Source organism: Streptomyces lincolnensis (assembly GCF_001685355.1).
GTDB classification, from domain to species: domain Bacteria; phylum Actinomycetota; class Actinomycetes; order Streptomycetales; family Streptomycetaceae; genus Streptomyces; species Streptomyces lincolnensis.
The window spans coordinates 2,269,707-2,295,862 of sequence record NZ_CP016438.1; the positions used below are offsets into that span (position 1 = coordinate 2,269,707).

General features: G+C 72.3%; 23 protein-coding genes and 1 tRNA gene. 14 read left to right on the plus strand and 10 right to left on the minus strand.

Going from position 1 to position 26,156, the window contains the following annotated elements; translation table 11 throughout:
* Positions 1 to 62 precede the first annotated feature (62 nt).
* The 3 genes from SLINC_RS10025 to SLINC_RS10035 form a co-directional block, all read right to left on the minus strand.
* Positions 63 to 881, minus strand: a complete 819-nt coding sequence (locus tag SLINC_RS10025; protein WP_079164477.1) for an SCO1664 family protein — start codon at positions 879 to 881, stop codon at positions 63 to 65.
* On the minus strand, positions 845 to 1,435 hold the full coding sequence (locus tag SLINC_RS10030) for a DUF3090 domain-containing protein (protein ID WP_067429566.1): 591 nt from the start codon (positions 1,433 to 1,435) through the stop codon (positions 845 to 847). The genes SLINC_RS10025 and SLINC_RS10030 overlap by 37 nt, the downstream gene beginning before the upstream one ends.
* A 109-nt stretch (positions 1,436 to 1,544) precedes the next feature.
* Complete coding sequence (locus SLINC_RS10035) at positions 1,545 to 2,231, minus strand: histidine phosphatase family protein (protein ID WP_067429569.1); 687 nt, start codon at positions 2,229 to 2,231, stop codon at positions 1,545 to 1,547.
* 62 nt (positions 2,232 to 2,293) lie between these two features.
* Between SLINC_RS10035 and corA the strand changes: the two genes are divergently transcribed.
* Entirely contained in the window at positions 2,294 to 3,289 is a 996-nt protein-coding gene (corA, locus tag SLINC_RS10040) for a magnesium/cobalt transporter CorA (protein ID WP_067429572.1), read from the plus strand.
* A 46-nt stretch (positions 3,290 to 3,335) separates the two neighbouring features.
* On the opposite strand, the gene SLINC_RS10045 is transcribed toward corA, so the two are convergent.
* Both SLINC_RS10045 and SLINC_RS10050 read right to left on the minus strand, forming a co-directional pair.
* Positions 3,336 to 4,124 carry a ferritin family protein gene (locus SLINC_RS10045; protein ID WP_067429575.1) on the minus strand — a complete coding sequence of 263 codons (789 nt, stop codon included), beginning with the start codon at positions 4,122 to 4,124 and terminating at the stop codon, positions 3,336 to 3,338.
* A 219-nt stretch (positions 4,125 to 4,343) separates the two neighbouring features.
* Positions 4,344 to 5,399, minus strand: a complete 1,056-nt coding sequence (locus SLINC_RS10050; RefSeq protein ID WP_067429578.1) for an LLM class F420-dependent oxidoreductase — start codon at positions 5,397 to 5,399, stop codon at positions 4,344 to 4,346.
* Positions 5,400 to 5,587: 188 nt separating this feature from the next.
* Here SLINC_RS10050 and SLINC_RS10055 point away from each other — a divergent pair, with 188 nt between their 5' ends.
* Positions 5,588 to 6,571 (plus strand): aldo/keto reductase, encoded by a 984-nt coding sequence (locus SLINC_RS10055; protein WP_067429581.1) that lies wholly within the window; start codon positions 5,588 to 5,590, stop codon positions 6,569 to 6,571.
* Complete coding sequence (locus SLINC_RS10060) at positions 6,568 to 8,745, plus strand: ATP-dependent DNA helicase (protein WP_067429584.1); 2,178 nt, start codon at positions 6,568 to 6,570, stop codon at positions 8,743 to 8,745. Before SLINC_RS10055 ends, SLINC_RS10060 begins: the two co-directional genes overlap by 4 nt.
* Before the next feature lie 103 nt (positions 8,746 to 8,848).
* On the opposite strand, the gene SLINC_RS10065 is transcribed toward SLINC_RS10060, so the two are convergent.
* On the minus strand, positions 8,849 to 9,571 hold the full coding sequence (locus SLINC_RS10065; RefSeq protein ID WP_067429586.1) for a hypothetical protein: 723 nt from the start codon (positions 9,569 to 9,571) through the stop codon (positions 8,849 to 8,851).
* A 47-nt stretch (positions 9,572 to 9,618) separates the two neighbouring features.
* Between SLINC_RS10065 and SLINC_RS10070 the strand changes: the two genes are divergently transcribed.
* Positions 9,619 to 9,807, plus strand: a complete 189-nt coding sequence (locus tag SLINC_RS10070; protein WP_067429589.1) for a DUF5703 family protein — start codon at positions 9,619 to 9,621, stop codon at positions 9,805 to 9,807.
* 105 nt (positions 9,808 to 9,912) lie between these two features.
* On the opposite strand, the gene SLINC_RS10075 is transcribed toward SLINC_RS10070, so the two are convergent.
* The 3 genes from SLINC_RS10075 to SLINC_RS10085 form a co-directional block, all read right to left on the minus strand.
* Positions 9,913 to 10,659 (minus strand): chaplin, encoded by a 747-nt coding sequence (locus SLINC_RS10075; RefSeq protein ID WP_067429592.1) that lies wholly within the window; start codon positions 10,657 to 10,659, stop codon positions 9,913 to 9,915.
* Positions 10,660 to 10,832: 173 nt separating this feature from the next.
* Positions 10,833 to 11,066, minus strand: a complete 234-nt coding sequence (gene chpH, locus SLINC_RS10080) for a chaplin ChpH (protein ID WP_067429595.1) — start codon at positions 11,064 to 11,066, stop codon at positions 10,833 to 10,835.
* Positions 11,067 to 11,223: 157 nt separating this feature from the next.
* Entirely contained in the window at positions 11,224 to 12,549 is a 1,326-nt protein-coding gene (locus SLINC_RS10085; RefSeq protein ID WP_067429598.1) for a M20/M25/M40 family metallo-hydrolase, read from the minus strand.
* A 187-nt stretch (positions 12,550 to 12,736) separates the two neighbouring features.
* Here SLINC_RS10085 and SLINC_RS10090 point away from each other — a divergent pair.
* The 4 genes from SLINC_RS10090 (at position 12,737) to SLINC_RS10110 (ending at position 19,091) form a co-directional block, all read left to right on the plus strand.
* Positions 12,737 to 12,821, plus strand: a tRNA-Leu gene (locus SLINC_RS10090).
* Positions 12,822 to 13,083: 262 nt separating this feature from the next.
* Positions 13,084 to 16,947 carry a Pls/PosA family non-ribosomal peptide synthetase gene (locus tag SLINC_RS10095; protein ID WP_067429601.1) on the plus strand — a complete coding sequence of 1,288 codons (3,864 nt, stop codon included), beginning with the start codon at positions 13,084 to 13,086 and terminating at the stop codon, positions 16,945 to 16,947.
* Positions 16,948 to 17,015: 68 nt separating this feature from the next.
* The gene (locus tag SLINC_RS10100) at positions 17,016 to 18,362 is read left to right on the plus strand and encodes a M1 family metallopeptidase (RefSeq protein WP_067429604.1); all 1,347 of its coding nucleotides are present in this window, start codon (positions 17,016 to 17,018) and stop codon (positions 18,360 to 18,362) included.
* 339 nt (positions 18,363 to 18,701) lie between these two features.
* On the plus strand, positions 18,702 to 19,091 hold the full coding sequence (locus tag SLINC_RS10110; RefSeq protein WP_107406810.1) for a YchJ family protein: 390 nt from the start codon (positions 18,702 to 18,704) through the stop codon (positions 19,089 to 19,091).
* 2 nt (positions 19,092 to 19,093) lie between these two features.
* On the opposite strand, the gene SLINC_RS10115 is transcribed toward SLINC_RS10110, so the two are convergent.
* Positions 19,094 to 19,795 carry a FadR/GntR family transcriptional regulator gene (locus tag SLINC_RS10115; RefSeq protein WP_067429613.1) on the minus strand — a complete coding sequence of 234 codons (702 nt, stop codon included), beginning with the start codon at positions 19,793 to 19,795 and terminating at the stop codon, positions 19,094 to 19,096.
* A 143-nt stretch (positions 19,796 to 19,938) separates the two neighbouring features.
* Here SLINC_RS10115 and SLINC_RS10120 point away from each other — a divergent pair, with 143 nt between their 5' ends.
* The 6 genes from SLINC_RS10120 (at position 19,939) to SLINC_RS10145 (ending at position 26,150) form a co-directional block, all read left to right on the plus strand.
* A complete protein-coding gene (locus SLINC_RS10120) occupies positions 19,939 to 20,457 on the plus strand; it encodes a gluconokinase (protein WP_067429616.1) in 519 nt (172 codons plus the stop codon).
* A gap of 118 nt (positions 20,458 to 20,575) precedes the next feature.
* On the plus strand, positions 20,576 to 21,973 hold the full coding sequence (locus tag SLINC_RS10125; protein WP_067429619.1) for a GntP family permease: 1,398 nt from the start codon (positions 20,576 to 20,578) through the stop codon (positions 21,971 to 21,973).
* A 10-nt stretch (positions 21,974 to 21,983) separates the two neighbouring features.
* Entirely contained in the window at positions 21,984 to 22,742 is a 759-nt protein-coding gene (locus SLINC_RS10130) for an SDR family oxidoreductase (RefSeq protein WP_067429623.1), read from the plus strand.
* A 14-nt stretch (positions 22,743 to 22,756) separates the two neighbouring features.
* Positions 22,757 to 23,782 (plus strand): L-idonate 5-dehydrogenase, encoded by a 1,026-nt coding sequence (locus SLINC_RS10135; RefSeq protein ID WP_067445192.1) that lies wholly within the window; start codon positions 22,757 to 22,759, stop codon positions 23,780 to 23,782.
* Positions 23,783 to 23,952: 170 nt separating this feature from the next.
* Complete coding sequence (locus SLINC_RS10140; protein ID WP_067429630.1) at positions 23,953 to 25,128, plus strand: hypothetical protein; 1,176 nt, start codon at positions 23,953 to 23,955, stop codon at positions 25,126 to 25,128.
* Positions 25,125 to 26,150 carry a hypothetical protein gene (locus tag SLINC_RS10145; RefSeq protein ID WP_152039039.1) on the plus strand — a complete coding sequence of 342 codons (1,026 nt, stop codon included), beginning with the start codon at positions 25,125 to 25,127 and terminating at the stop codon, positions 26,148 to 26,150. The genes SLINC_RS10140 and SLINC_RS10145 overlap by 4 nt, the downstream gene beginning before the upstream one ends.
* Positions 26,151 to 26,156 lie beyond the last annotated feature (6 nt).

Sequence of the window (26,156 nt, forward strand, 5' to 3'; positions counted from 1 at the left end):
CGGACGGGCCGGATGGCCGGTAAGGCCTCCTTGCGCGGTGCTGCCCTGTGTGCAGTGTGCTCCTAGACGGGCGGCCAGGGAATGGCCGGCCACTCACCGCTCGGCTCCGGGTGCTTGCCCGACGCCAGGAGCGCGTCCACACGCGCGCGTGTGGCGTCGAGTTCGGCGGCGGTGATCAGGCCGGTCAGCCGCTCGGTCAGCGCCCCCGAGGCCGTCAGGTCCTGCTGGAGTGACGTGAGGACGGCGACCGCCTCGTCCGTGAGCGGCTCCCCCGCCCACCCCCACAGCAGCGTCCGCAGCTTGTTCTCGGTGTTGAAGGTCACTCCGTGGTCGATCCCGTACAGCCGGTCCTGTGCCGCGGGCAGCAGATGGCCGCCCTTGCGGTCCGCGTTGTTGATCACGGCGTCCAGCACGGCGAGCCGGCGCAGCCGCTCGTCGTCGGCGTGCACGAGCAGCGCCGTCCTGCCCTCACCGACCTCGGCGAAGCCGATCGCCCGCCAGCCCGGCTCGGGCTCCTCGCCGTCGACCAGGGCCAGCAGGTCGGCACCGGGCACGCCCTCGATCCACAGCTGGCACATGCCCTCGCCGTAGGGCCCGTCGCGCAGCACGGTCGGCGGCACCAGGCCCCAGCCGGTCGCCTCGGACACCTCGTACGCGGCGACCTCGCGCTGGGCGAGGGTGCCGTCGGGAAAGTCCCAGAGGGGACGCTCGCCGCGGACGGGCTTGTAGACGCAGAAGGCCTCCTGCCCCTCGTGGGAGACGGAGCAGTGCAGCACCGCGTTGGAGGCTTCCCGGATCTGCCCGCGGACGGTGAGCTCACCGCGGGCCAGCAGTTCGGCCGTGGTCACGCTCCGCGGCGGTATCCGTTCTGGCGCGGACATACGTGTCCTTCCGGGTCCAGCGGGAGGCTGCACAGCGGGCACGGCGGCCGCCCGGCGTTGACGACGTCCAGGGCGCGCTTGGCGAAGGCTCTCGCCTGCGCGCCGGTGAGCCGGACCCGCAGCATCGGGGGGCCGTTCTCCTCGTCCTGAAGCAACTTCTCCTCGGCCTCGGCGAGATCCTCCTCGGAGTCCGCCTCCAGCTCCACGAGGGCCTGCGCCTCGACGATCATGCGCTGCTCGTCGCCGTCCCAGGCGAGGGCCATGGTGCCGACCCGGAACTCCTCCTCGACCGGGGTGTCCAGGGGGCGGGTGTCGGCGACCTCGGTGGGCGCCACCGCCGGGACGGCCGCGCTGCCACCGCTGCGGCGTACGACCTCGTCCAGCAGTTCGTCCATGCGCTCGGCGAGCGCGGCGACCTGGGTCTTCTCCAGGGCCACGCTGGTCACCCGGGCGCCGGCTGTGGCCTGGAGGAAGAACGTACGGCGTCCGGGCAGTCCGACCGTACCGGCCACGAAGCGGTCCGGGGGATCGTAGAGGAACACCTGACGGGACACGTCCTGTCTCCATTGGAATCGTGAGTACGTGCGTGTGTGCGTGGCTGTGCGGGGAGGTCCATGGGTGAACGCGCTTGCGCGAACCGCTTCACCCTACTGCGCCCGACGATCACGGTGCGCCCGCACCGCCCCCGACCGGGGCGTCGTCGGCCGGGGGCTCCTCGCGGGGCACCAGGGACGCGAAGTCACCGGTGTCACCGAGGCGGACGAGAAACGGCCTGAGACGGGTGTAACGGATCGCGGTGATGGAACACGGTTCGACAGAAATCCTCTGGAAGAGGTCGAGATGAAGTCCGAGTGCGTCGGCCACGAGCGACTTGATGACGTCGCCGTGCGAGCACATGAGATAGACGGCGTCGGCCCCGTGGTCGCGCTCCACCCGCGCGTTCCACTCGCGTACCGCCTCGGCGGCGCGGGTCTGCATCGCGCGCATCGACTCGCCGCCGGGGAACGCGGCCGCGGAGGGGTGTGCCTGCACGACCTGCATCAGCGGCTCGTCCATGAGCTCGGCGAGCTTGCGGCCGGACCAGTCGCCGTAGTGGCACTCCCCGATCCGGTCGTCGGTGTGCGCGGTGAGGCCGGGACGGGCCTGGAGCAGCGGCCGCAGCGTCTCCTGGCAGCGCTGGAGCGGGCTGGTGACGACCTCGGAGATCGGCAGCCCGTCGAGCCGCCCGGGCAGCGCGGCGGCCTGCTCGGCGCCCCGCTCGTCGAGGGCGACGCCGGGCGTCCACCCGGCGAGCAGGCCCTCGGTGTTGGCGGTGGATCGTCCGTGCCGGACGAGGATCAACGTGGGCATGCGGCCCAGCGTAGGCGTAGGCCCACATGCGGCGGCCCCCGGGCGACGGGAGAATACGCTCCGTGATCGTCGACTGTGCCATCTACCGTGACGGACACCGCAGCGAGGGCCCCGAGGACCTGTCCGACGCGCTCGCCGAGGCCCGGGCGGCGCACGGCTTCGTGTGGATCGGACTGCACGAGCCGTCCGAGAAGGAGTTCGATCACGTCACCCAGGAGTTCGGGCTGCACCCGCTGGCGGTCGAGGACGCCCTCAAGGCCCATCAGCGGCCCAAGCTGGAGGTCTACGACGACTCGCTCTTCCTCGTCCTCAAGCCGGTCCTCTACGAGCCGAAGAGCGACGAGGTCTCCACCGGCGAGGTCATGCTCTTCCTCGGCGACTCCTTCGTGGTCACCGTCCGCCACGGCGAGGGCGCCCCGCTCAGTGCCGTACGACGGCGTCTGGAGCACGAGCCCGAGCTGCTGGGCAAGGGACCCACCGCCGTGATGTACGCGATCGCCGACGCCGTGGTCGACCACTATCTGGACGTGGCGACCGAGCTCCAGACCGACTTGGAGGAGCTGGAGGCGGAGGTGTTCTCGCCGGACGACGGCGGTTCGCGCCACACCGCGTCCCGTATCTACAACTTCAAGCGGCAGATCCTGGAGTTCCGCCGCGCGACCGGTCCGCTGGCCCTGCCGCTGACCCGGCTGGCGGGCCCGGAGGTCTACAGCGGGACGGTGCCGTTCGTGGACGAGCGGGCCCGGCCCTTCTTCCGTGACGTGAGCGACCACCTCACGCGCGTGAACGAGTCCGTGGAGGGTCTGGACCGGCTGGTCTCCGACATCCTCTCCGCGCATCTCGCGCAGATGAGCGTCCGGCAGAACGACGACATGCGGAAGATCTCCGCGTGGGCGGCCATGGCCGCGGTCCCCACGATGATCGCGGGGATCTACGGCATGAACTTCGACCACATGCCGGAGCTGCGCTGGGTGTGGTCGTACCCGGCCGTGATCGGGCTCATGGCCGCCCTGGAGGTGCTGCTCTACCGGCTGTTCAAGAGCCGCGGCTGGCTGTGAGGGGCCGGTAGGGCCTGGGATCTGAGGTCTGGGATCTCGCTCCGGCTCAGGCGAACTCGGGGGCGGAGGTCGCCGGGCCGCCGAGCGCGTTGCGCCGCTCGGGCATCTTCAGGGCGACCATGCGGCGCCAGCCGCCGAGCCGCTCGTAGAGGTACATGGCGTGGATACCCGCGAGCAGGACCGCCGACTTGGCCCTCGACCAGCCCAGGATGCGTCCCATGTGGCCCATCACCGCGAGGCTGACGTCCCGGTAGACGCGGATCTCGGCGAGCGCGCACGCGCGCAGTGTGCTCTGGATGAGCCGGCCGTGCCCGGCGGCGGCGAAGCGCAGCAACTCCTCGTGGGTGTACGCGAGGTGGTTGTCCTCGTCGTTGGAGATCATCCGGACCGCCTTGCCGACCTCGGGGTGGTCCGCGAAGAACTTCCGCAGCATCACCATCTGGTCGGCGGCCCGCTGTTCGGTCACCCGGCTGTGCGCCAGGTACGTGATGATGTCCCGCACCGTCAGCGGCTGGTCGGCCTTGAGCTTCTCGTGGGCCAGACCGATGCCGTGCCGCTCCAGGAGCACCGTGTAGTCGGTCTCGGGCGGGACGGGGACGGGTTCGACGCCGCGCTTCTTCATCAGCGCGTTGAAGATCCGCCCGTGCTTGTCCTCGTCCGCGCCGTGCCGGGTGATCTTGGGCGCCATGGCCCGCTCGCTCTCGGGTACGAGCGCCGCGATGCGCGCGTTCTCCCAGCCGCCCTGCGTCTCCCCGCTGGCCGCGATGGAGCAGAAGAGCTGGTACGACTCGTCGTTGTCGACAATCTCCTGGAACAGACTCTTGGCCGTCAGCATCGATGGCACCTCTCTGCGTTCCGCAGGGTTCCGTAAAGAACGAGTCAAGTGCGATGCGAGGGGCGCGGCAACAGCTGTGTCGGACAACTCCGCCAAAAGGAGGACGACCGAGGTCCCGACGGAGGCGTAACCGGACGCCCCCGGGCGCGTTGATCCACCTGACGGCCGTGGCGGGGAAGACCCCCGAGCCCCCACCACGGCCGCTGACACTTACCGGGCTCAGGCGAGGCCCGCGCGCTCCAGCGCCTCACTGCCGGCCCGCAGCGAGGCGAGCCGCTCCTCCAGCGTGAAGCCCGCGGGCGCCAGGCTCAGCGTGGTCACCCCGGCCGCCGCGTACTGCTTCATCCGGTCCGCGATGCGGTCCACGGAACCCAGCAGCGTCGTCTTGTCGATCAGATCGTGCGGTACGGCGGCCGCGGCGCCCTGCTTGTCGCCGGACAGGTACTTCTCCTGGACCTCGGCGGCGGCCTGCTCGTACCCCATGCGACGGGCGAGCTGGTTGTAGAAGTTCTGCTTGGCGCTGCCCATGCCGCCGACGTAGAGCGCGGTGTAGGGGCGGAAGGTGTCGGCGAGCGTGGCCACGTCCTTGTCGTCGCCCACGGCGAGCGGCAGCGTCGGGCAGACGTCGAAGCCGTCGAGGGTCTTGCCCGCCTTCTCGCGGCCGGCCCGCAGATACGTGATCGCGGTGTCCTCCAGGTGCTCGGCGGACGGGAAGATGAGCAGCGCCCCGTCGGCGATCTCCCCGGTCTGCTCCAGGTTCTTGGGGCCGATCGCGGCGATGTAGAGCGGGATGTGCTCGCGCTCCGGGTGCACGGTCAGCTTGATCGGCTTGCCGGGGCCGCCGGGCAGCGGCAGGGTCCAGTGCTCGCCCTCGAACGAGAGCCGCTCGCGGGTCATCGCCTTGCGGACGATCTCCACGTACTCGCGGGTGCGGGAGAGCGGCTTGTCGAACTTGACGCCGTACCAGCCCTCGGAGACCTGGGGTCCGGAGACGCCGAGGCCGAGGCGGAACCGGCCGCCGGAGAGCGAGTCGAGGGTGGCCGCGGTCATCGCGGTCATCGCCGGCTGGCGGGCCGGGATCTGGAAGATGGCCGAGCCCACGTCGATCCGCTCGGTCTGGGCGGCGACCCAGCTCAGTACGGTGGCCGCGTCGGAGCCGTAGGCCTCGGCGGCCCAGCAGACGGCGTATCCGAGCCGGTCGGCCTCCTGGGCGACGGCCAGATTGTCCGCGTCCATGCCGGCACCCCAATAGCCGAGGTTGATCCCGAGCTGCATGCCGCATTCCCCTTACCGATCAGTAACGTCCCTTGTCCGCAGACCTTAGCGCGGGCGGGCGGATCGGGGCAGGTCGCGGTCGGTGTTCGTGGGGCGCGCCGGGCCCGGCGCCAACTCCCGTGTTCCCAGGGAAACTGGTTGTCCACAGGCCCCCACACGGCAGGTTCTGGCCAGTAATCTCGGCGTTCATGGAGCAGAGGCATCTCGGCCGCACCGGCCTTCGTGTGTCCCGGATCGGGCTCGGCACCCTCACCTGGGGGCGGGACACCGACGAGCACGACGCCGCGGACCTCTTGAAGACGTTCTGGGAGGCGGGCGGGTCCCTCGTCGACACCGCGGACGTGTACGGCGACGGGGAGTCCGAGTATCTGCTCGGGCGCCTCATGGAAGGGCTCGTGCCGCGCCGGGACCTGGTCATCTCCACGAAGGCGGGCAGCGTTCCCGACCCCGACCGCCGCTTCGACGGCTCGCGCGGCCACCTGCTCTCCGCGCTCGACGCCTCGCTGTCCCGGCTCGGCACGGACTACGTCGACGTGTGGCACGTCCACGCCTACGACCCGGACACACCGTTGGAGGAGACCCTCCAGGCCCTGGACCTGGCCGTCAGCAGCGGGCGGGCCCGCTATGCCGGTGTCTCCAACTTCTGCGGCTGGCAGCTCGCCAAGGCGGCCACCTGGCAGCTCGCGGCGCCCGGTCTGCGGACGCGGCTGGCGAGCACGCAGATGGAGTACTCGCTGCTGCAACGGGGGGTGGAGCGGGAGGTGCTGCCGGCCGCCCTGGACGCGGGGATCGGGATGCTGCCCTCCTCGCCGCTCGGGCGCGGGGTGCTCACCGGCAAGTACCGCGACGCCACGCCGGCCGACTCGCGGGGCGCCTCGGACCATCTGGCGCCGTTCGTCGCGCCGTACCTCGACGACACGGCGAGCAGGATCGTGGACGCCGTCACCACGGCCGCGGACGGGCTCGCGGTGACGCCGCTCCAGGTCGCCCTCGCCTGGGTCCGGGACCGGCCGGGCGTGGCCGCGCCGGTGGTCGGCGCGCGCAACGCGCAGCAGCTCGCGGCGGCATTGTCAGTGGAGGCCCTTAGTCTTCCTGACGAGATCTGCCGGGCGCTCGACGACGTGTCGGCGCCCGTGCACCGCTATCCCGATCACGACTGGAGCACGCTGTGAGCACGGAGCCGGAGCCCGCCGGGGACGCCGAGGAGACCGAGTCGGGGACGCCGGACACCACGGACGCGACGGACGCCGTGGCGGAGGCCGGCAGCCCCGCCGCCGGCGAAGGCGCGAAGCAGTTGACGGAGGCGGAGGCCGAGCTCGCCGCCCAGCGGATCGAGCGCGAGCGGATCGAGAAGCGGAAGGCCGAGAAGAAGGCGGCGGTCGCCGCCGGGGCCAAGCTCAGCGGGAAGGCGGCCGATCTGCTCGCGGCCGTCCGGGCCGTGGAGAGCGGCGAGAAGCCCGCGGCCGCCGTCTTCCGCGAGCCGGAACCGCCGCGGCGCCCCGCTCCGGAGCCGGTGCGGCAGCCGCAGCCCGTGTCGGCACCGGCCGAGGCCGTCGGCGTGACCGCTGCCGCCGCGCCGGAGACCGTCGAAGCCGTGCGGCGGGTGCTGGCCGAGGGCGGTGCCCCGGAGTCCCTGGCGGCGCAGGCCGTCACGACTCTCGGCGAAGGGGCCGAGGAGCAACTGCGGGCGGATCCCTGGCAGTTGCTGCGCATCGGCGGAGTACGGCCCGAGCAGGCCGACGGTTTCGCGCGGGCGCTGCTCGGCGCGGAGTGCGGTCCCGAGGACGAGCGACGCGGCCGCGCGCTCATCGTCTGGCTGCTGGAGCAGGCGGCCGTCGCCGGGCACACCGCGCTGGAGATGTCGACACTCACCGCCGCGCTGACCCGGCAGAGCGTGCCGGATCCCGACGCGGCCGTCCAGGACGCCCTCGCGGAGGGCGAGGCCCTGGTGTTCCAGGACGCCCTGGACGAACCGGGGGTGCCGGTCCGGGAACCCTCACAGGACGAGGACGACGAGGCGGAGCGGCCGGTCCGTGTCCTGGTCGGGCTGGAGCGGTACGCCCTCGCGGAGGAGAGCCTCGCCGACGGACTGGCCCGGTTGATCAACTCCGTGCCGAAGGAGGACGGTTCGGCCGCGCAGTGGGAGGAGGCCGCCGCCTCGGCCCCGGGCTCCGCGGCCGAGCTGATCCGCGCGGTCGCGGGCCAGGGCCTGGTCCTGCACACCGGCGGCGAGGCCTCCCTGACGGAACCGGCGGCCCTGCTGCGCGCGGCCCGCGACCTGGGCCTGCGCGCGTGGGCCGCCACCCACAGCCCGATCGGCCGGGCCCGCTTCACGACCCTGACCGGCGGTTCCGCGGGAGCGGACGACGTTCCGGCCGGGCCGGAGGAGGCCGGTGTCACCACCGTCGCCGGGCTGCTCGCCGGTGCCGAGGGCCCCGGGCGGGACGCCGAGGGGGCGTTCGCCCTCGATCTGCTCGTCGTGCTCGACGCCCCGGCGCTGGACGTGGAGACGGCGGCGCTGCTCGTGGAGTCGCTGCCGGACGGGGCCCGGCTGGTGCTGGCCGGGGATCCGGCGGTGCTGTGGTCCGCGGGTCCGGGGCGGGTCTTCGCGGATCTGCTGGCCGCGCGGATCTGCCCTCAGGTCGCCTCCCGCCGGCCGGATCCCGGGCCGCTGGGCGAGCTGGTGTCCGGTATCGGCATCGGTGAGCTGAACCAGGTCGAGGCGCCCGGCAAGGAGGTCGTGATCGTGCCGGTGCGGGACGCGGGCGAGGCCGTCCACCGGACCGTGCAGCTCGTCGCGGACTCGGTGCCGCGGGCGCTCGGTGTCCCCGCCGAGGAGACCCAGGTGATCACCCCGGGCCACGGCGGCGCGGCCGGTACCCGGGTGCTGAACGCGGCACTGAAGGAGCGGCTCAACCCGGGCCCCGGCCGCTTCGGCGGCTTCGACCCCGGTGACCGCGTCGCCTACTCCTCCGCCCCGGGCCGCACCGTGCCGGGCCGGGTGGTCGGGGCCGACGCGGACGGGCTGCACCTGTCGTGCGCCGACGAGGCCGTCGTCGTACCGAAGGAGCGGGTGGAGCAGTCCGTGCGGCACGGGTGGGCGCTGACCGCGCACCAGGCGGTGGGCGGCAGATGGCCGGCCGTGGTCGCGGTGCTGCCCGGGGACGCGGCGCAGGCCCTCAGCCGGCCGTGGGTCTACACGGCGTTCGGACGGGCCGACCGGCATCTGTCCGTGGTCCACGGCGTGGAGCAGGCGCTGCCCCGAGCCGTGGCCGAGATCGCGGCCAAGCCGCGCACCACCCGGCTGCCCGTGCTGCTGGCCCCGCAGGTCCCGACGGCCGACTGAACAGGCGCAGGCCCTCCTCACGGGGGGGCCGTACGGCAGCGGCGGCGTCACCGGAGGTGGATCTCCGGTGACGCCGCCGCTGTCGTCGAGCCCGGCCGCGGGATCAGCGATCCGCGTCCAGTGGCTCCAGGTCCTCGTCCTCGTCCAGTTCCGCTTCGAGGTCGTCGGGGTCCTCGACGTCGTCGCCGTCGTCGCCCTCGTCCACATCGTCGATCGCGTCGATCTCGTCGTCGAAGACCGCGCTGACGTCGAAGCGGCAGATCACCCGCTGCTCGTCGACCTGCTCGAACGGGGCTTCCAGCCACTCGCCGGGATCGGCCGCTTCGTCCGAGGCCGTGACCCAGAGCGTGGAGTCGCCCTCCTCCAGACCGAACTCCTTGTGCCGGGAGGCGATCTCGTCCGGTTCGAACTCGCCGAACAACAGGCCCAACGCGCCATGGACCGTGCCGGACGCGACACCGGCCGCGGCCTCGTCGTCCGCCGCCTCCACCCGCTGGGACTGTGCCAGCAGCCGCTGCGGCTCCACCACGGCGTAGTCGCGGCGGATCAGCACGCTCAGCGCGTTCGGCTCCTCCGGGCCGGTGTACGGGGGCAGCGATTCCTCCGCCGCGGGGATCTCGAAGGGCGTGACCTCGTCGTATCGGTCGTAGAGCAGTTCGTCGTACGTCTCGGCGGCCGCGGCCAGCTCGTTGAACGCTTCGTAGACGGCCGGGTCGTCCTCGCCCGACCTGCGCTCGACCGCCGCCAGGTGGCGGTCCAGCGCGGTCTTGACCGCCTCGGCGGCGGCGCGTACCTCGGCAGCGGTGGGCTGCACAGCATCAGACATAGTGCAGACGCTATCCGTAGCGGGCCTCTGCCCGCACAATAGATGCGATGCCGGAATACGAATTTGTCGACGTGTACGTACCGCGCGGGGTTTCCCGCAAGGACGCCACACGTCTGCTGACGGACCATGCCGAGTACGGTCACTGGGAGTTGGACCGCCTGAGCCTGCTGCGCGACGGCAGCCGCCGGGTGCGGCTGCGACGGCGGATCATCCGCCAGCTACGCGCCACGTGGTGAGCTGAGGCGCCGGAGAACGGGGCGGGCCCCACCGAGGCAGGGCCCGCTCCGTCGCGTGCGCACCGCCGGGGAGATTCGCGGTGCTTCGATCATTCCTGCCCCGCTTCACGCAGAAGCGCGTGCCTTGCGGTAGAGCACGACTCCCGCCAGCAGCGCCCCCGCACCCACCGGAAGCGTGAGGCCCACCGGCAGGTCGCTGCCGGTGCGGGCGAGCTGCGCCGAGCCGCCGTCGGGCTGGGTGACGGTCTGGGTTCCGGGCTGGTTGCCGCCCGGCTTGCCGCCCTCCGGCGCGGACGGGCCGGCGGGGTCACCCGGGCTGCCGGGAGGGCCCGCCGGGTCGACCGGTCCGCCGGGCTGCTCCGGAGTGCCGGGGCCACCCGGGTGCTGGCCACCGGGAGGCGTGCTGGAGTGCCCGCCGCCGCCGTCGCAGTCGTTGCCGGTGGTGCTGTTGCCGACACCGATGACGTCGACGCTGTTGCCGCAGACGTTCACCGGGGCGTCGACCGGCACCTCGACGTGGTTGCCGGAGCCGACGCCCGGGGAGTCGCCGGTGTGTCCGCCGGAGTGCGAGCCCCCGGAGCCGCCGCCGTAGCCGTCATCGGTCTCGACGCCGGAGTTGACGCACTTGTTGCCCATCGCCGGGTTGAGCACCCCGATGACGTTGACCGTGTTGCCGCAGACGTTCACCGGCGCGTGCACCGGCGCCTGCACCGAGTTGCCCGACAGCACACCGGGCGAGTTCGTGCTGGAACCGTGCGCGCCCGAGTCGGCGTGCGCGGCACCTCCCGTAGCGGCGATCACGCCGGTCGCGGCAGCCACGGTCATCAGGCCTTTGCGGGTGACCTGTCGCATCAATCAATCCCTGCCTTTCGACGTTGTCCCTGAGATTTCCGAACACCTATCGAGATCACAAACGTTCTCGGTGCTCGAAAAGAAACCGTTCCGAAAAGGCCGGTCGGCCCCGGAGCACATGGCGTGCGCTCCGGGGCCGACCGGCTCAGCCCCTCAGGGGGCGAGGCACAACGTCACTTGTTGATGCAGGTGTTGCCGAAGGCGGGGTTCAGCAGCCCGATCACGGAGACCGTGTTGCCGCAGACGTTCACCGGGACGTGAACGGGAACCTGGACCACGTTGCCGGACAGGACGCCCGGGGAGTGCACCGCGGCACCCTGGGCACCCGAGTCGGCGACGGCCATGCCCGCACCCGCGAGAACCAGACCACCAGTGGCAGCGGCAGCGGCGACGATCTTCTTGATCATTATTCTCTCCTTGTTGGCAATGCGATCCCAAGTAGCGGATCGCATCACCTGTAACGAGGAGGGAGTAATGGAGCTACGAGCTTATCGTCGCATTCACTCTTCCCAGTCGGTTTCGTACATCCGGACGAATAGTGAAGTGTCGTTTCAGTGACGCAATTCAGGACGCGTCGATGAACCGGTCCAGCACCCGCACGCCGAATTGCAGTCCGTCCACCGGCACCCGCTCGTCGACGCCGTGGAACATCCCGGCGAAGTCCAGCTCCGGCGGCAGCTTCAGCGGCGCGAAACCGAAGCCGCGGATGCCGAGGTCGTCGAAGGACTTGGCGTCGGTGCCGCCGGAGAGCATGTAGGGGATCGCCTTCGCGGTCGGGTCCTCGGCGAGCAGCGAGGACTGCATCGCCTCGACCAGCGCGCCGTCGAAGGTGGTCTCCAGGGCCTTGTCGGAGTGCACGTCCTCGCGCCGCACGTTCGGGCCGAGGATCCGGTCGAGGTCGGCGAGGAACTCCTCCTCGTGCCCCGGCAGGAAGCGCCCGTCGACGTTGGCGGTGGCCTCGCCGGGGATGACGTTGACCTTGTAGCCGGCGTTCAGCTGGGTGGGGTTGGCGGTGTTGCCGAGGGTGGCGCCGATCAGCTTGGCGATGCCGCCGAGCCGGGCGAGGGTCGACTCCATGTCCTCCGGGTCGAGCTCGGTGCCGAGCGCGTCGCCGAGTTCGTCGAGGAAGGCCCGCGTGGTCTTGGTGACGCGCACCGGGAAGGTGTGCCGGCCGAGCCGGGCGACCGCCTCCGACAGCTCGGTGATGGCGTTGTCCCGGTGGATCATCGACCCGTGCCCGGCGGTCCCGGCCACGGTCAGCTTCATCCAGTGCATGCCCTTCTCGGCCGTCTGGATCAGATAGAGCCGCCGCTCCTCGCTGACGGTGAAGGAGAAGCCGCCCACCTCGCTGATCGCCTCGGTGACGCCCTCGAAGAGATCGGGATGGTTCCTGACGAGGTGCTTGGCGCCGTACGTGCCGCCCGCCTCCTCGTCCGCCAGGAAGGCCAGGACGATGTCCCGGGGCGGCTTGCGCCCGCTGCGCATCCGGTCGCGGACGACCGCCAGGGTCATCGCGTCCATGTCCTTCATGTCGACCGCGCCCCGGCCCCACACGCACCCGTCCGCGACCTCGCCGGAGAAGGGGTGGTGGGTCCAGTCGACCGCGTTGGCCGGTACGACGTCGAGGTGGCCGTGGATGAGCAGGGCAGGCCGGGACGGGTCCTCGCCCTCGATGCGGGCCACGGTGGAGGCCCGGCCGGGGTGCGACTCGAAGATCTTCGGCTCCAGGCCGACCTCGGCGAGCTTCCCGGCGACCCACTCGGCCGCCTTGCGCTCACCCGGGCCCGAGTGGTCGCCGTAGTTGCTGGTGTCGATCTGGATCAGCTCGCGGCAGAGGTCCACGACCTCGTCCTGACCGGTGACGCCCCTGGCCGTGTCCGTCTCGCTCACGCTGCCTCCCGCGCTGTCGCTGCTGGTGGTTCCCCCTCATCCTCTCTCTCCACGGCACCCGGCCCAAGACCGGTCCCGGCCCGTCACAAGCCGTTCACGCGTGGGCGGGGGGTTGATCGGGCGCTCTCGAAAGCCTGGTAATGTTTCCTTCGTCGCCGCGAGGGAAACCCCGCACGACAGACACCTTGTCCGGGTGGCGGAATGGCAGACGCGCTAGCTTGAGGTGCTAGTGCCCTTTATCGGGCGTGGGGGTTCAAGTCCCCCCTCGGACACAGACGGCGAAGGCCGCGACCCCCGGGTCGCGGCCTTCGCCCGTTGTGTGGGGCATCTCTCGTCCGTACGAAGATCACCAGGTCAGCCGGGGTGCCGCGGCCCCCGTGCAGGCCTTCCCGGTGGCGGAGTGACCGGCCCGAACCTAGCGTCGTACTAAAATTTCCGGCTTGTTACGGAACGGAGCTGGACCCGGACAACCCCAGGCAGACCTGAGGGCCCCGCCAGCGCCCCGGGCTTCCGGGATCGAGACGCGAGGACCCGATGGCAGCCACACACGAGAGCAGCGCTCTCGGTCTGCTCGACGACGAGCTGCGCGAGCGGTTCGGCGACACGGCACGTTTCTCCGGGGGGCCGGCGGCTTCCGCGCGCACGCTCGTGGACATCTTCGACGCCTCGGTGCGGTCGTATCCGAACGAACTCGCCCTGGACGACGGGACGGCACAGCTCACCTACCGGCAGCTCGCCGTCGAGGTGGACGACCTGCGGCGCGCGCTGGCCGGTGCCGGGGTCGGTCTCGGGGACCGGGTGGGGGTCCGGGTGCCGTCCGGGACCAACGAGCTGTACGTCGCGATCCTGGCCGTGCTGGCCGCGGGGGCCGCGTACGTGCCCGTGGACGCCGAGGACCCCGACGAGCGGGCCGAGTTGGTGTTCGGGGAGGCCCAGGTGCGGGCGGTGATCGGGGCCGGGTACGAGCTGACCCCGAACGGGCGCTCCGAGGTCCCCGCCGCCCGGCCCGGTGCCGAGCACGACGCGTGGATCATTTTCACCTCCGGGTCGACCGGGAAGCCCAAGGGTGTCGCCGTCAGCCATCGCAGTGCGGCGGCGTTCGTGGACGCCGAGGCGGCCCTGTTCCTCGCCGAGGAGCCGATCGGGCCCGGTGACCGGGTCATGGCGGGGCTGTCGGTGGCGTTCGACGCGTCCTGCGAGGAGATGTGGCTGGCGTGGCGGTACGGGGCCTGTCTGGTGCCGGTGCCGCGCTCGCAGGTCAGGAGCGGGGCCGATCTCGGGCCCTGGCTGGCCGATCAGGAGATCAGCGTGGTGTCGACCGTCCCGACGCTGGCCTCGCTGTGGGAGCCCGAGCACCTGAACGACGTACGACTGCTGATCTTCGGCGGTGAGGCCTGCCCGCCCGAGCTGGTGCAGCGGCTGGTGACGGAGGGGCGCGAGGTCTGGAACACCTACGGGCCGACCGAGGCGACCGTCGTGGCCTGCGCGTCGCTGATGAGCGGCGAGGAGCCGATCCGGATCGGTCTGCCGCTGGACGGCTGGGAGCTGGCCGTCGTCGACGAGGCCGGGGAGCCGGTGCCGATGGGCGGCACCGGGCAGCTGGTGATCGGCGGTGTGGGGCTGGCCCGGTACCTGGACGCCGAGAAGGACGCGGAGAAGTACGCGCCGCTGAAGTCGCTGGGCTGGGAGCGGGCGTACCGCAGCGGCGACCTGGTCAAGGCGGAGCCCGAGGGGCTGGTGTTCCTCGGCCGGGCGGACGAGCAGATCAAGCTGGGCGGGCGGCGCATCGAACTCGGTGAGGTCGACACCGCTCTCCAGGCGCTGCCCGGCGTGGCGGGGGCCGCGGCCGCCGTACGGACCGCGCGCAGCGGCAATCAGCTGCTGGTCGGGTATGTCGTCACCCAGGACGGGTGGGACCACGCGACGGCCGTCGAGAAGCTGCGGGCCGAGCTGCCCGCCGCGCTCGTCCCGCTGCTCGCACCGGTCGAGGACCTGCCGACCCGCACCAGCGGAAAGGTGGACCGGGCCGCCCTGCCCTGGCCGCTGAAGGAACTGGAGAACACCGGTCCCGTCGAGCAGCTCTACGGCACCGAGGCCTGGCTCGCCGAGCAGTGGAGCGAGGTGCTCGGCATCCCCGTGTCGAGCGCGCGGGAGGACTTCTTCGCGATCGGCGGCGGCAGCCTGGCCGCCGCCCAGCTGACCACGCGGCTGCGGACCCGCTACCCGAGCGCCGCCGTCCTGGACATCTACCAGCAGCCCGTGCTGCGCAAGCTGGCCCGGCACCTGGAGGAGTCCGCGCAGGGCGACGGGGCCGAGCGGGTCGTGGCGCCGGTTCCGGTGCGCGCCCAGGTGCTCCAGCTCCTGCTGCTGGTCCCGCTGTTCACGGTGATGGGGCTGCGCTGGAGCGTGGCGCTGGCCGCGCTGGGGAACCTGCTGCCCGGGTACGCCTGGCTGCCGACCGCCCCCTGGTGGCTGGTCGCGGCCGGAGCGGTACTGCTGTTCAGTCCGCCCGGCCGGCTCGCGCTCGCCGCGGGCGGGGCGCGGCTGCTGCTGCGCGGGGTGCGGCCGGGACGGTACGCGCGCGGTGGCGGTGTGCACCTGCGGCTGTGGACCGCCGAGCGGCTGGCCGAGTTCACCGGTGCGACCTCGCTGACCGGATCGTGGCTGGAGCGGTACGCGCGGGCGCTGGGCGCCAAGGTCGGTCCCGACGTGGACCTGCACTCGCTGCCGCCGGTCACCGGCATGCTCAGGCTGGGGCGGGGCGCGGCCGTCGAGTCCGAGGTGGACCTGTCGGGCTGGTGGCTGGACGGCGACCGGCTGGAGATCGGCGCGGTCAGGGTCGGTGCGCACGCCGTGGTCGGCACGCGCAGCATGCTCTTCCCGGGGGCCCGGGTCGGCAAGCGGGCCGAGGTGGCACCGGGTTCGGCCGTGACCGGCCAGATCCCGACCGGGCAGCGGTGGGCGGGCGCTCCCGCGGTCAAGCTCGGCAAGGCCAAGCGGAACTGGCCCAAGGAGCGACCGGTGCGGGGCACGTACTGGCGTGTCATGTACGGCATCGCGGGCTTCGCGCTCACCGCGCTGCCCGTGCTGGCGGGAGCGGCCGCGTTCCTCGTGGCCCGGGTCCTCTTCACTCCGGACGCACCGCTGACGGGCGCCGCCCTGGCGCTCGTCCCGGCGACGCTCACCTTCGGGCTGGCGTACGCGCTGCTGCTCCTGGTCGCCGTACGGCTGCTGAGCCTGGGGCTGCGCGAGGGCACGTATCCCACGCACAGCCGGGTGGGCTGGCAGGCCTGGACGGTCACGCAGCTGATGGACCGCTCGCGCGAGACGCTGTTCCCGCTGTACGCGGGCCTGGTCACGCCGGTGTGGCTGCGGCTGCTCGGGATGCGGATCGGGCGGGGCGCGGAGGTGTCGACGGTGCTCGCGCTGCCGAGTCTGACGACGGTCGGCGAGGGCGCGTTCCTGGCCGACGACACGCTGACCGCGCCGTACGAGCTGGGCGGCGGCTGGATGCGGATCGGGCGGGCGGAGATCGGGCGGCGGGCCTTCCTCGGGAACTCGGGGATGACCGCTCCGGGGCGGTCCGTGCCGGACGGCGGGCTGGTCGGGGTGCTGTCGGCGACGCCGAAGAAGGCCAAGAAGGGCACGTCGTACCTGGGGCTGCCGCCGGTCAAGCTGCCGCGCAGCACCAGTGGCGGGGACCAGAGCCGGACGTACGACCCGCCGGCGCGGCTGCTGTGGGCGCGCGCGCTGGTGGAGCTGTGCCGGATCCTGCCGGTGTTCTGCTCGGCGTGGCTTGCGGTGCTGACGGTGGCGGCGCTGTGCGCGCTGGGGTCGCTGTGGGCCTGGGCACCGCTGCTGTCGGGGCTCGTGCTGTTCGGCGCGGGGATCACGGCCGGTCTGGTGTCGGTGGTGGCCAAGTGGGCGCTCGTCGGCCGGCATCGCGCCGGGGAGCATCCGCTGTGGAGCGGGTTCGTGTGGCGCAACGAGCTGGCGGACACCTTCGTCGAGGTGCTGGCCGTGCCCTGGCTGGCCGGTGCGGTGCCGGGGACGCCGGTGATGACGGCGTGGCTGCGCGGGCTCGGCGCGCGGATCGGCAGGGGCGTGTGGGTGGAGAGTTACTGGCTGCCCGAGACCGACCTGGTGACCCTGGGCGACGCGGCGACGGTGAACCGGGGCTGTGTGCTCCAGACACACCTCTTCCACGACCGGATCTTGCGAACGGATACTGTGGTCCTCCGTGAGGGCGCGACGCTGGGTCCTGGCGGTATCGTCCTGCCCGGCAGTTCGGTGGGGGCCCGTACGACATTGGGCCCCGCGTCGCTGGTCATGGCCGCGGAGTCCGTCCCCGACGACACCCGCTGGCTGGGCAATCCGATCGAGGCATGGCGACCCTGAGCACGGGCCACTCGGAACGGGAGGGCGGTGCACCGAGTCCGAGCGCAGTGCAGGGAGCAGACGCAGCAGTGACGGTTCAGCAGGCAGTGGGTCCGGATCCGTACTTCCCGGCCAACGGCGACCCCCGTTACCGGGTCCATCGGTACGAGCTGGCGCTGGACTACCGTCCTGGCCCCAACCGGCTGTCGGGGACGGGCCGGATCAACGCCATCGCGGGACGGTCGCCGCTCGCCGAGTTCGTGCTGAACCTCGCCGACTTCAAGGTCGGCCGGGTGCGGGTGGACGGCCGGCAGGCGCACTACACGCACCGGGGCGGGCGGTTGCGGGTGCGCCCGGCCAAGCCGCTGCGGGCCGGGGCCGCGTTCACCGTCGAGGTGCACTGGGCGGGCAATCCCAAGCCGGTCAACAGCCCCTGGGGCGGCCTTGGTTGGGAGGAGCTGGAGGACGGGGCGCTGGTGGCGAGCCAGCCCGTCGGGGCGCCGTCCTGGTACCCGTGCAACGACCGGCCCGCCGACAAGGCCTCCTACCAGATCTCCATCACCACGCCGTCGGCGTACGCGGTGGTGGCGGGCGGGCGCCTGCTGACCCGGACCACGAAGGCGTCGACGACGACCTGGGTGTACGAGCAGTCGGCGCCGACGTCCAGCTATCTGGTGGGGCTGGCGATCGGCAAGTACCAGACGGTGGTGCTGGCCGACCCGGGTCTGGGCGGGGTGCCGCAGCACGGGCACATTCCGGCGCAGCTGCTGCCGGAGTTCTCGCGGGACTTCGCGCGGCAGCCGCAGATGATGCATGTCTTCCAGCAGCTGTTCGGGCCCTACCCGTTCGCCGAGTACGCGGTCGTGGTGACCGAGGAGGCGCTCGATGTCCCCGTCGAGGCCCAGGGGTTGTCGCTGTTCGGCGCCAACCACGTGGACGGGGCGCGGGGTTCGGAGCGGCTGGTCGCGCACGAGCTGGCCCACCAGTGGTTCGGCAACAGCGTGTCCATCGCGGACTGGCGGCACATCTGGCTGAACGAGGGGTTCGCGAAGTACGCGGAGTGGCTGTGGTCGGAGCGCTCGGGCGGGCGTCCGGCGCACCAGCACGCGGCCGCCGCGCACCGGTTGCTGTCCTCGCTCCCCCAGGACCTGCGGCTGGCCGACCCCGGGCGCAAGTCGATGTTCGACGACCGGCTCTACGAGCGGGGCGGGCTGACCCTGCACGCGCTGCGGTGTGCGATGGGCGAGGACGACTTCTTCCGGATGCTGCGCGGCTGGGCCGGGCTGCACCGGGGTGGGGCGGTGAGCACGACGACGTTCACCGCGCATGTGAACCGGTTCGCGTCCGAGCCGCTGGACGAGGTGTTCCAGGCGTGGGTGTACGGGGCTGCGCTGCCGCCCCTGCCCCGCCTGCCGGAGACCCGCCGGGCGGGATAGGAGCGTTCGGCGCGGTTCGGGAACCGCTGTCCGAACAGCCCCCTTGAGCTGGGCTTACGTGTTCGGCGTCGGACTGGTTCGATGCTGCGCCGGACACGGCTTCCTCCGGGCCAGTCTGGTGTCACCGACCAGTCCAGGAGGACGCCATGAAGAAGGTCATCACGCTGCGAACCGCGGTCATCATGGGGGCGGCGATCGCAGCCGGTTCCGCGGCGGGCGGTGTCGTGGAGACGATGTCCGACCTCGCGGAGGCGGGGCCCGTGGTCACCGGGGCGGTGACGCTCTGGTTCGCGAAGGGCACGGCGGTCGGCCGGACCCCCTCCCGGCACAATGGTGTCCATGTCCCGACGTGCCGCCCTCTCCGCAGCCTGCCCCTGTGGCCTTTCCGAGCCGTACGCCACCTGCTGCGGCCGCTACCACTCCGGTGCCGCGGCGCCGACCGCGGAAGCGCTCATGCGGTCGCGGTACAGCGCCTTCGTGAAGGGGAACGCGGGGTATCTGCTGCGGACCTGGCATCCGCGGACGCGTCCGGCGCGGCTCGACCTCGATCCGGGGACGCGGTGGAGCGGGCTGGAGATCCTCGGCACGGCCGACGGTTCCGCGTTCCACACCACGGGGGTCGTGGAGTTCCGGGCCTCGTTCAAGGGCGGCGCGCTGCACGAGCGCAGCCGCTTCGAGCGGGTCGACGGTGCCTGGGTGTACGTCGACGGGGAGTTCCCCGACGCGTAGGGCTACGGCGCCAGGATGTCCAGCTCCTGGAGTGCGCCGACGGTGATCTCGCGGGTCAGTGCCTCCGCGCGCATCGCGTCGCCCCCGCGGACCGCCTCCGCGACCTGGACGTGCAGGGTGACGGCGGCCGGGTCGGGGTCCTCGAACATGACCTCGTGATGGGTGCGGCCGGCGAGGACCTCGGCGACGACATCGCCGAGGCGGGCGAACATCTCGTTGCCGGAGGCGTTGAGGATCACCCGGTGGAAGGCCACGTCGTGGATCAGATAGCCCTCCAGCTGGTGGCCGCGCGAGTGGGCGACCATGCCGAGGGCGCACTCGGTGAGCTCGGCGCACTGCTCGGCCGTGGCGTTCTTGGCGGCCAGGCCCGCGGCGACCGGCTCGATCGCGGAGCGCAGCACGGTCAGGGAGCGCAGCTGGCGGGGGCGGTCGGCGCCGGCCAGGCGCCAGCGGATGACCTGGGGGTCGTAGACGTTCCACTCGGCCGTGGGGCGCACCGTCACGCCCACGCGGCGGCGGGACTCGACCAGGTGCATGGACTCCAGGACCCGGACCGCCTCGCGCATCACCGAGCGTGAGACCTCGAAGCGCTGCGCCAGTTCGTCGGTGCGCAGAACGCTGCCCGGCGGGTACTCGCCCGCGGTGATCGCGGGGCCGAGGATCTCCAGTACCTGGCCGTGCAGCCCCCGGCCCGATGTGCTCATGCACTCAGCGTACGGGGCACGTCACGGGAAGAAAAAGTCAGACTTATTTATGTCGGGGTCTTGAATTCGTCGTACCTAATGGGTTTCAGTGTGGCCGACGTCAGATGTCGACGTCGGATGTCGAGGAAGACAGCGAGGCAGTGATGAGTACCCCTCACGTCGTCGTGGTGATGGGCGTCGCCGGCACGGGCAAGACCACGATCGGTCCCCTGCTGGCGGGCCGGCTGGGCGTCCCGTACGCCGAGGGCGACGACTTCCACCCGCAGGCCAACATCGACAAGATGTCGGCCGGCACGCCGCTTCAGGACGCGGACCGGTGGCCGTGGCTCGACGCCATCGGTGACTGGGCGCACGGGCGGGCCGGGCTGGGCGGGGTGGTCAGCTGCTCGGCACTGAAGCGGTCGTACCGCGACCGGCTCAGGGCCGCCGCTCCCGGAGTGACGTTCGTGCACCTCACGGGCGACCGGAAGCTCATCGAGGACCGGATGGCGCACCGCAAGGGCCACTTCATGCCGACGGCCCTGCTGGACTCGCAGTTCGCCACGCTCCAGCCGCTCGGGCCGGACGAGGCCGGGGTCGCCGTGGACGTCTCCGGAACCCCCGAGGAGATCACCGAGCGCGCGACGAGGGCGCTGGACGCCCTTCCCGACGCATCCGAGTAACACCCGGCAGTACCGAGCAGCATCGCGCTGCACGGAGCTGCACGGAGCTGCACCGAGTAACGCCACCCCCCTCAGCAGCACCCCCTCCCCCATCCCCGTACTTGCAAGGGAACCTCCCGTGACCAGACTCAGCGTCGAGATGCTGGCAGCGGACGCACCCGAGCCGATCACCTCGGCCGGTCACGCTCAGCTGGGCATCGCCGTCCTGGCGGGCATCGCCGTCATCGTCCTGCTCATCACCAAGTCCAAGCTCCACGCGTTCCTGTCGCTGACCATCGGGTCGCTGGCGCTGGGCGCGTTCGCCGGGGCGCCGCTCGACAAGGTCATCACCAGCTTCACCGGCGGTCTCGGCACCACCGTCGCGGGTGTGGGCGTGCTGATCGCGCTGGGCGCGATCCTCGGCAAGATGCTCGCCGACTCCGGCGGCGCCGACCAGATCGTCGACACGATCCTCGCGCGGGCGAACGGGCGGACGATGCCCTGGGCGATGGTCCTGATCGCCTCCGTGATCGGTCTGCCGCTGTTCTTCGAGGTCGGCGTCGTCCTGCTGATCCCGGTCGTGCTGATGGTCGCCAAGCGGGGCAACTACTCGCTGATGCGGATCGGCATCCCGGCGCTCGCGGGCCTGTCCGTGATGCACGGCCTGGTGCCGCCGCACCCCGGCCCGCTGGTCGCGATCGACGCGGTCAAGGCCGACCTCGGTGTCACCCTCGCGCTCGGTGTGCTCGTCGCGATCCCGACGGTGATCATCGCCGGTCCGCTGTTCTCGCGGTACGCGGCCCGCTGGGTGGACGTCCCGGCCCCGGACCGCATGATTCCGCAGCGCGTCTCGGAGGACCTGGACAAGCGCCCCGGCTTCGGCGCCACGCTGATCACGATCCTGCTCCCGGTCGTCCTGATGCTCGCCAAGGCGCTGGTCGACATCGTGATCGACGACCCCGAGAACACCGTCCAGCGGGTCTTCGACGTCGTGGGCTCCCCGCTGATCGCCCTGCTCGCCGCCGTGCTCGTGGGCATCTTCACCCTGCTGCGGCCCGCCGGGTTCGGCCGGGACCGGCTCACCCCGCTCGTCGAGAAGGGCCTCGCCCCGATCGCGGGCATCCTGCTGATCGTCGGCGCGGGCGGCGGCTTCAAGCAGACGCTGATCGACACCGGTGTGGGCCGGATGATCCTGGACATCTCCGAGGACTGGTCGATCCCGGCGCTGCTGCTGGCCTGGCTGATCGCGGTGGCGATCCGTCTGGCGACCGGTTCGGCGACGGTGGCGACGGTCTCCGCGGCCGGTCTGGTCGCCCCGCTGGCCGCCGACATGTCGACGACCCACGCGGCCCTGCTGGTCCTGGCCATCGGCGCCGGCTCGCTGTTCTTCAGCCACGTCAACGACGCCGGCTTCTGGATGGTGAAGGAGTACTTCGGCCTCAGCGTCGGCCAGAACATCAAGACCTGGTCCGTCATGGAGACGATCATCTCGGTGGTCGCGGGCGGCATCGTCCTGCTCCTGTCGCTGATCATCTAGGGGTACGAGGATGAGTCACCCTCTGTTCGACATCACCGGTCGGACCGCCCTGGTCACCGGGTCCAGCCGGGGCATCGGCCTCGCGCTGGCCCGGGGCCTGGCCGAGGCGGGCTGCCGGGTCGTCCTCAACGGACGTGACGGCGACCGGCTCACCAAGGCGGCCGCGGAGCTGCCCGGCGAGGTCCACACCGCGGTGTTCGACGTGACCGACGGCCCGTCCGTGGCCGCCGGGATCGCGGACGTCGAGGACCGGGTCGGCCCGCTCGACATCCTGGTCAACAACGCGGGCATGCAACTGCGCGCCCCGCTCCTCGAATTCGCCGACTCCGACTGGCACCGCATCCTGGACACCAACCTCACCAGCGCGTTCCTGGTGGGGCGTGAGGCGGCCCGACGGATGACGGAACGCGGCCACGGAAAGATCGTCAACATCTGCTCGTTGCAGAGCGAGGTGGTCCGCCCCGGCATCGCGCCCTACGCCGCCACCAAGGGCGCGCTGAAGATGCTCACCAAGGGCATGTGCGCGGACTGGGGGCCGTACGGCGTCCAGGTCAACGGCCTCGGGCCGGGTTACATCGAGACCGAGCTGACCCGGCCCCTGGTCCAGGACGAGGAGTTCAGCGCCTGGGTGCGAAAGCGCACTCCGGCCGGGCGCTGGGGCCGCACCGAGGACCTGGTGGGCGGGGTGCTGTTCCTGGCCTCGCCGGCCGCGGACTTCGTCGGCGGACAGATCCTGTACGTCGACGGCGGCATGACGAGCGTGCTGTGAAGGGGGCCGTGCGGATGCTCGGTTGTGTGATCCACGGTCAGGACGACCTGCGCGTCGAGGAGCTGACGGCCCCGGAGCCCGGCCCCAGCCAGGCTCTCGTCGCCGTCCGCTACGGCGGGGTCTGCGGCTCCGACCTGCACTACTGGCGGCACGGCGGGGTCGGCGACTTCCGCCTGAAGGAGCCGATGCTGCTGGGCCACGAGGTGGTCGGCACGGTCGTCTCCTACGGTGACGGGGCATCGGGTCCGGTCGCCGGTACGGCCGTCGCGGTGCACCCGGCGACCCCGTGCGGGGTGTGCCCGGAGTGCGCCGACGGGCGCCGGAACGTGTGCCGGGACACCCGCTACCTCGGCAGCGCGGCCCGCTTCCCGCACGTCCAGGGCGGATTCGCGGCCCAAGTGGCCGTGCCCGCCGAGCAGTTGCGGCCGCTGCCGCCCGGTCTGGAGCTGCGTCGGGCGGCGCTCGCCGAGCCGCTGTCGGTGGCCCTGCACGCGGTCCGGCGGGCCGGCGACGTCCGGGGCCGGCACGTCCTGGTCACCGGCGCCGGGCCGATCGGCTGTCTGGTGGTCGCGGCGGCCAAGGCCGCGGGCGCCGCCCACGTGACGGTGACGGACCTGCTCCCGGCGGCCCTGGCGTACGCCTCGGCCGCGGGCGCCGACACCCTCGTACACGCGGACGATCCGTCGGATCCGGGGTGGCCCGCCGAGGCCGATGTCGCCGTGGAGGCGTCCGGGGTGGCCGCGGGCCTCGACACCTGCCTCCGCCTGCTCCGGCGCGGCGGGGTTCTCGTCCAGCTCGGCATGCTGCCGCCCGGGCCGAGCCCCTTCGCGGGGAACCTGGTGGTCAGCCGCGAGATCGAGCTGCGGGGCGCGTTCCGCTTCGACGGGGAGTTCGACGAGGCGCTGGCGCTGCTCGCGGCGGAGCCGGCGTTCGACGAGCTGATCAGCGCGGTGGTGCCCGTCGCGGCGGCCGAGTCGGCGTTCGCGCTGGCGGCGGACCGGAGCCGGTCGTGCAAGGTGCTGCTGGACTTCGCGCCCTGACGCCGGCCGGACCGCGCCCCCCGAGCATCGATTCGCCCCAGCTTTCGCAGCCTGGGTGAAGCCGCTTCCCGGAGGCGGGGGCGCGTTCCATCATGGGAGCACTCCGGGGCGCCGCCCGGCGGCCACCGGCCTGCCGTGCGCCACCCCGGACCTATGACTTCGGGGGCGTCATGGCGGTTTCGCTCGGGGTGCGCATATCGGGGCTCCTGCTCGCGGGAGCACTGGCGATCGGCACGGCCGCGGCGTGCGGCGGGGACGGTGACGACACGGGTGGCGGTCCCGGCGGCGGAGACGCGAGCGTCTCGGCGGGCGGCACCGGCGGGGACGACCCTGGGGCGAGCGGTACGGGCGGCTCCGGCGAGGGGACACCGACCTGGCGGCCGGACGACGGGACCGGCGGCGGTACCGGCGGCGGTACCGGGGGCGGTACCGGGGGCAGTGGCAGCAGTGGCAGTGGCAGCAACGGGTCCGGTGGCGGCGGGAGTTCGAGCGGCGCGGGCGGGTCCGGAGGCTCAGGTGGGTCCGGGCAGCCGGGCGGTTCAGGAGGTTCCGGAGGCTCGGGGAACGGCGGGAGTCCGGGCGGTGGGGGCGGACGTATCGAGGGACCCTCGTGGCTGCCGCCGGGGCCGAAGTCGCCCAACACCAATGGCGAGATCGACCCGGAGACCGTCTACGACCGGCTCGGTGCGTCCCCGCAGAGCTGCGCCGACACCGCCGGACTGATCCCGGCGAACCCGTCGTCCGACGAGTGGCGGGTGCTGCGCGGGCTGGCCGAGGCCTGTCAGGCCGTACAGGGCAAGAAGGGCAGCTGGGACACGGCCGCGGCCGACCACGCCGCTCTCCAGGGCCGGCTCACCGGCTGCAAGGCGCGCGCGGCCCACTCCGTGCTCGGCGGAATCCTCCGTTTCCACCAGCGGCATCCCTCCAGCACCGCGCGGTTGACGCCGTCCTCGGCGAACGGGAGTGCCGTCTGCTCCTTCCGGATCGTCTCCGTGGACGTCGGCGGCGACGGCAAGGCCGAGCCGGGCGAGACGATCAAGGTCAAGCTCGGCGGCATCTTCTTCGACAAGGCGGAGCTGCCGGGCGGAGCCAGCGTCCTGACCATCGCCAAGGTCGGTGTCGACCTTCCGGAACTGACCGATCCGAAGGCCGAGCCGCCCGACCAGTGGACCTTCGAGGTGGCCGCCCCAGTAGTGAGCGATTATCCACAGAAGGCCACCGTGCGCCTCGATCACAACGGCGGCTACGCGACGGCGACCCTGGAGAACGCGTTCACCCTCGTCTCCCCCGGCCCCTCGCCGGCCGAGTCGCCGCAGGACACCCCCTCGACCACCGTCTCCCCGTGAGCGGCGGCACCCCCCTGCGCCACCTCCGTACGGCGGTGACCCGCGCCGGTGCCGCGCTCCGCCGCACACCGCCACCCGCACCCGACCCGGACCCGGGGCCCACCCCGAGACCCACCCCGACACCACCCCCTCCGCCGCCGCCCGACCCCGAACCTCAGCCCCCGCCCCCGGAGCCCTCCCCCGTCACCGCCCCCCGATGGCTCGAACTCCTCGGCACCGCGGGCTCGTTCCTCTCCCTCTTCACCGCCGTGCTCTTCTACTTCGGCTGGGCCAGCACGGACGCCGAGACCCGGGCGCTGGGCCTGCGGGACACCCTCTTCCGGTTCTCCACGGCCGACTATCTGCTGCGCAGTGTGGACGCGCTGTATCTCCCCGTCCTCGTGGCGGCGGCCGTCTCGATCGCGGCGACGGCGCTGCACCAGCGGGTCCTGCGCGACCCGGCACGCGCGGCGCCCGCGCTGCGCGTGCTGCGGCACGCATGGGTGCCGTCGGTGCTCCTCCTGCCGGTCTACTACGTGGCCCGGGACATCCTCGAACTCGTCCTCCCGCTGCTGATCCTGGCCGGCGTGCTGGTCGGCGCCTACGCGCGCACCCGGACGGATGCCGACGCGACGGCGCCCCGGCCCCGGGGCGCGCGGATCTGGGCCCCGGCCCTGCTGGTCGCCGTCATCGCGCTGTTCTGGGCCGTGTACGCGTACGCCGGGATCGTCGGCCGGGGCCGCGCCGCCACGACGGCGGCCACGGTCGAGGAGGGTTTCCCGGCCGTCGTGGTGTTCAGCGAGCGGGACCTGCTGATCCGGGGCGACGGCAGTTGCTTCGCCGTCGTCGACGCGAAGGGCAGCCCCTACCGCTACCGGTACGCCGGGCTGCGGCTGTTCCATGTCGCCGGTGACCGGCTGTTCCTCGTGCCCCGGCACTGGGCGCCCTGGAAGGGCAGGCTGTACGTCCTGCGGGAACAGGACGAGAGCCTGCGGGTGGAGTACGTCAGCGGCGCCGCGTACCGCGCGAGCGAGTGCCCCTGACCCCGG